Origin of the sequence: Microbacterium sp. GXS0129, assembly GCF_044769785.1 — a bacterium.
Classification (GTDB): domain Bacteria; phylum Actinomycetota; class Actinomycetes; order Actinomycetales; family Microbacteriaceae; genus Microbacterium; species Microbacterium nymphoidis.
This window is the reverse complement of record NZ_JBIZVZ010000012.1, coordinates 1-4,648: the sequence shown is the minus strand read 5'-3', so window position 1 is coordinate 4,648 and position 4,648 is coordinate 1. Positions and strand designations below refer to the sequence as shown.

6 protein-coding genes and 2 pseudogenes are annotated in these 4,648 nt (G+C 55.7%); 2 read left to right on the top strand and 6 right to left on the bottom strand.

The genetic code is table 11. The features are described 5' to 3' along the window. A partial coding sequence (locus ACIQJ5_RS17445) for a hypothetical protein (RefSeq protein ID WP_206398217.1) occupies positions 1-202 on the top strand: 202 nt, incomplete at its 5' end. Here the strand turns inward: ACIQJ5_RS17445 and ACIQJ5_RS17440 are convergent. From ACIQJ5_RS17440 to ACIQJ5_RS17420, 5 genes and pseudogenes are all read right to left on the bottom strand, one after another. Further along, a complete protein-coding gene (locus tag ACIQJ5_RS17440) occupies positions 185-685 on the bottom strand; it encodes a GNAT family N-acetyltransferase (protein ID WP_000376623.1) in 501 nt (166 codons plus the stop codon). The two genes, ACIQJ5_RS17445 and ACIQJ5_RS17440, sit on opposite strands and share 18 nt — an antisense overlap. A 127-nt stretch (positions 686-812) precedes the next feature. Further along, on the bottom strand, positions 813-1,652 hold the full coding sequence (gene sul1, locus ACIQJ5_RS17435) for a sulfonamide-resistant dihydropteroate synthase Sul1 (RefSeq protein WP_000259031.1): 840 nt from the start codon (positions 1,650-1,652) through the stop codon (positions 813-815). Next, positions 1,646-1,993 (bottom strand): quaternary ammonium compound efflux SMR transporter QacE delta 1, encoded by a 348-nt coding sequence (locus ACIQJ5_RS17430; RefSeq protein ID WP_000679427.1) that lies wholly within the window; start codon positions 1,991-1,993, stop codon positions 1,646-1,648. The genes sul1 and ACIQJ5_RS17430 overlap by 7 nt, the downstream gene beginning before the upstream one ends. A gap of 191 nt (positions 1,994-2,184) precedes the next feature. Continuing rightward, positions 2,185-2,658: a trimethoprim-resistant dihydrofolate reductase DfrA1 gene (gene dfrA1 / locus ACIQJ5_RS17425; protein ID WP_071846295.1), complete on the bottom strand. Its 474-nt coding sequence runs from the start codon at positions 2,656-2,658 to the stop codon at positions 2,185-2,187. 28 nt (positions 2,659-2,686) lie between these two features. Beyond that, a pseudogene (locus ACIQJ5_RS17420) lies at positions 2,687-3,525 on the bottom strand (AadA family aminoglycoside 3''-O-nucleotidyltransferase). 145 nt (positions 3,526-3,670) lie between these two features. Here ACIQJ5_RS17420 and ACIQJ5_RS17415 point away from each other — a divergent pair. Further along, a pseudogene (locus tag ACIQJ5_RS17415) lies at positions 3,671-3,800 on the top strand (integrase); the annotation flags it as partial. Between the two features lie 46 nt (positions 3,801-3,846). On the opposite strand, the gene ACIQJ5_RS17410 reads toward ACIQJ5_RS17415, so the two are convergent. After that, positions 3,847-4,611 (bottom strand): IS6-like element IS6100 family transposase, encoded by a 765-nt coding sequence (locus ACIQJ5_RS17410; protein ID WP_001389365.1) that lies wholly within the window; start codon positions 4,609-4,611, stop codon positions 3,847-3,849. Positions 4,612-4,648: the final 37 nt, after the last annotated feature.

The window sequence follows — 4,648 nt, the reverse complement described above, 5'->3', positions numbered from 1 at the left end:
ACTTGAAATCCGTCATCGTTCCGTCCGTCCAATCTCCGCCAAGCATGCTCAAGCTTCACGATTTTTGCAACAGAGCCATATCGACAACCTCTCGCGCAACCAAGACATCGCGGTCGGACTGCAAGTGATCTTGAAGCCACGGGCCCGTCCCACCCCGACATGGACCTCGATGCCCGAACGGACGTTAGATTTCGAGTTCTAGGCGTTCTGCGATGAAGGTTGGATCCCAGCCGGGATTGAAAGTGTCGACGTGGGTGAATCCGAGCCGCTCGTATAGGCCACGCAGGTTCGGGTGGCAGTCGAGCCGCAGCTTGGCGCACCCCTGCGTTCGCGCGGCATGGCGGCAAGCCTCGATCAGCGCGGAGCTGACACCCCGGCCCGCATGTGTCCGTCGCACCGCGAGCTTGTGCAGATATGCGGCCTCCCCCTTGAGGGCGTCGGGCCAGAACTCGGGATCCTCGGCCGACAAGGTGCAACAGCCGACGATGCCGTCGCTGCAACTCGCGACTAGGAGCTCGGATCTCAGGACGAAGGTCTCCGCGAATGTCCGGTCGATCCGCGCGACGTCCCAGGCGGGCGTTCCCTTGGCGGACATCCACGCCGCAGCGTCGTGCATCAGCCGCACAACCTCGTCGATATCACCCGAGCAGGCGACCCGAACGTTCGGAGGCTCCTCGCTGTCCATTCGCTCCCCTGGCGCGGTATGAACCGCCGCCTCATAGTGCAGTTTGATCCTGACGAGCCCAGCATGTCTGCGCCCACCTTCGCGGAACCTGACCAGGGTCCGCTAGCGGGCGGCCGGAAGGTGAATGCTAGGCATGATCTAACCCTCGGTCTCTGGCGTCGCGACTGCGAAATTTCGCGAGGGTTTCCGAGAAGGTGATTGCGCTTCGCAGATCTCCAGGCGCGTGGGTGCGGACGTAGTCAGCGCCATTGCCGATCGCGTGAAGTTCCGCCGCAAGGCTCGCTGGACCCAGATCCTTTACAGGAAGGCCAACGGTGGCGCCCAAGAAGGATTTCCGCGACACCGAGACCAATAGCGGAAGCCCCAACGCCGACTTCAGCTTTTGAAGGTTCGACAGCACGTGCAGCGATGTTTCCGGTGCGGGGCTCAAGAAAAATCCCATCCCCGGATCGAGGATGAGCCGGTCGGCAGCGACCCCGCTCCGTCGCAAGGCGGAAACCCGCGCCTCGAAGAACCGCACAATCTCGTCGAGCGCGTCTTCGGGTCGAAGGTGACCGGTGCGGGTGGCGATGCCATCCCGCTGCGCTGAGTGCATAACCACCAGCCTGCAGTCCGCCTCAGCAATATCGGGATAGAGCGCAGGGTCAGGAAATCCTTGGATATCGTTCAGGTAGCCCACGCCGCGCTTGAGCGCATAGCGCTGGGTTTCCGGTTGGAAGCTGTCGATTGAAACACGGTGCATCTGATCGGACAGGGCGTCTAAGAGCGGCGCAATACGTCTGATCTCATCGGCCGGCGATACAGGCCTCGCGTCCGGATGGCTGGCGGCCGGTCCGACATCCACGACGTCTGATCCGACTCGCAGCATTTCGATCGCCGCGGTGACAGCGCCGGCGGGGTCTAGCCGCCGGCTCTCATCGAAGAAGGAGTCCTCGGTGAGATTCAGAATGCCGAACACCGTCACCATGGCGTCGGCCTCCGCAGCGACTTCCACGATGGGGATCGGGCGAGCAAAAAGGCAGCAATTATGAGCCCCATACCTACAAAGCCCCACGCATCAAGCTTTTGCCCATGAAGCAACCAGGCAATGGCTGTAATTATGACGACGCCGAGTCCCGACCAGACTGCATAAGCAACACCGACAGGGATGGATTTCAGAACCAGAGAAAGAAAATAAAATGCGATGCCATAACCGATTATGACAACGGCGGAAGGGGCAAGCTTAGTAAAGCCCTCGCTAGATTTTAATGCGGATGTTGCGATTACTTCGCCAACTATTGCGATAACAAGAAAAAGCCAGCCTTTCATGATATATCTCCCAATTTGTGTAGGGCTTATTATGCACGCTTAAAAATAATAAAAGCAGACTTGACCTGATAGTTTGGCTGTGAGCAATTATGTGCTTAGTGCATCTAACGCCTGGCACAGCGGATCGCAAACCTGGCGCGGCTTTTGGTACAAAAGGCGTGACAGGTTTGCGAATCCGTTGCTGCCACTTGTTAACCCTTTTTCCAGATTTGGTAACTATAATTTATGTTAGAGGCGAAGTCTTGGGTAAAAACTGGCCTAAAATTGCTGGGGATTTCAGGAAAGTAAACATCACCTTCCGGCTCGATGTCTATTGTAGATATATGTAGTGTATCTACTTGATCGATCAGGCTTTTGTATATCTCCCCACCACCTGAAACAATGACATGATCCGTTATTTTCTTTAGGTTGGTTAAAGCATCTTTAATTGATGGAAAGATCAATACGTTCTCATTGTCAGATGTAAAACTTGAACGTGTTACGACCGCATACTTTCGGTTGGGTAATGCTCCCATTGATTCAAAAGTCTTGCGTCCAACCAACAGCCATTGGTTATAGGTAATAGCTTTAAACAGGAGCTGTTCACCTTTGGCACTCCATGGAATATCAGGGCCATTCCCGATAACTCCATTCTTCGATATAGCTACCATTAGTGATAGTTTCACAATTCTTCCTCAGAGGTTAACGCCGGAGTTAAGCCGCCGCGCGTAGCGCGGTCGGCTTGAACGAATTGTTAGACATCATTTACCAACTGACTTGATGATCTCGCCTTTCACAAAGCGAATAAATTCTTCCAAGTGATCTGCGCGTGAGGCCAAGTGATCTTCTTTTTGTCCCAGATAAGCTTGCTTAGCTTCAAGTAAGACGGGCTGATACTGGGCAGGTAGGCGTTTTATTGCCCAGTCGGCAGCGACATCCTTCGGCGCGATTTTGCCGGTTATTGCGCTGTACCAAATGCGGGACAACGTAAGCACTACATTTCGCTCATCGCCGGCCCAGTCGGGCTGCGAGTTCCATAGCTTCAAGGTTTCCCTCAGCGCCTCGAATAGATCCTGTTCAGGAACCGGGTCAAAGAATTCCTCCGCTGCCGGACCTACCAAGGCAACGCTATGTTCTCTTGCTTTTGTAAGCAGGATAGCTAGATCAATGTCGATCATGGCTGGCTCGAAGATACCCGCAAGAATGTCATTGCGCTGCCATTCTCCAAATTGCAGCTCGCGCTTAGCCGGATAACGCCACGGGATGATGTCGTCATGCACGACAAGGGTGACTTCTATAGCGCGGAGCGTCTCGCTCTCGCCAGGGAAAGCCGAAGCCTCCATAAGGTCATTGAGCAATGCTCGCCGCGTCGTTTCATCAAGCTTTACGGCCACAGTAACCAACAAATCAATATCGCTGTATGGCTTCAGGCCGCCATCCACTGCGGAGCCGTACAAATGCACGGCCAGCAACGTTGATTCCAGATGGCGCTCAATGACGCTTAGCACCTCTGATAGTTGGTTCGAAATTTCGATGGTCACCGCTTCCCTCATGATGTCTAACTTTGTTTTAGGGCGACTGCCCTGCTGCGTAACATCGTTGCTGCTCCATAACATCAAACATCGACCCACGGCGTAACGCGCTTGCTGCTTGGATGCCCGAGGCATAGACTGTACAAAAAAACAGTCATAACAAGCCATGAAAACCGCCACTGCGCCGTTACCACCGCTGCGTTCGGTCAAGGTTCTGGACCAGTTGCGTGAGCGCATACGCTACTTGCATTATAGCTTACGAACCGAACAGGCTTATGTCCACTGGGTGGCTCTGTTGCAAAGATTGGCGGCAGTCAGAGGTAGGCTGTCGCTCTGCGCCGATCAGGCGGCTGCTGCGAAATGGTGGTTGAGCATGCCCATGGCCTCCGTCAGCGCCGAGGGCCCAATGCCAAAAGCTCTCTCCACAAGGCGCACCTCGCCCCTGATGCCGGGCTGCAGGCACCAGGGGCGAGCCTGTCCTTTGCGCAGGGCTCGCATGACTTCGAATCCCTTGATCGTGGCATAGGCCGTGGGGATCGATTTGAAACCGCGCACCGGCTTGATCAGTATCTTGAGCTTTCCGTGATCGGCTTCGATCACGTTATTGAGATACTTCACCTGCCGGTGGGCCGTCTCCCGGTCCAGCTTTCCTTCGCGCTTCAATTCGGTGATCGCTGCACCATAGCTCGGCGCTTTGTCGGTATTGAGCGTGGCAGGCTTTTCCCAGTGCTTCAGGCCTCGCAGGGCCTTGCCCAGGAACCGCTTCGCTGCCTTGGCGCTGCGGGTCGGCGACAGGTAGAAATCGATCGTGTCGCCCCGCTTGTCGACTGCCCGGTACAGGTAGGTCCACTTGCCCCGCACCTTGACGTAGGTTTCATCCAGGCGCCAGCTCGGATCAAAGCCACGCCGCCAGAACCAGCGCAGCCGCTTCTCCATCTCCGGGGCGTAGCACTGGACCCAGCGATAGATCGTCGTATGGTCGACCGAAATGCCGCGTTCCGCCAGCATTTCCTCAAGGTCGCGATAGCTGATCGGATAGCGACAATACCAGCGCACCGCCCACAGGATCACATCACCCTGGAAATGGCGCCACTTGAAATCCGTCATCGTTCCGTCCGTCCAATCTCCGCCAAGCATGCTCAAG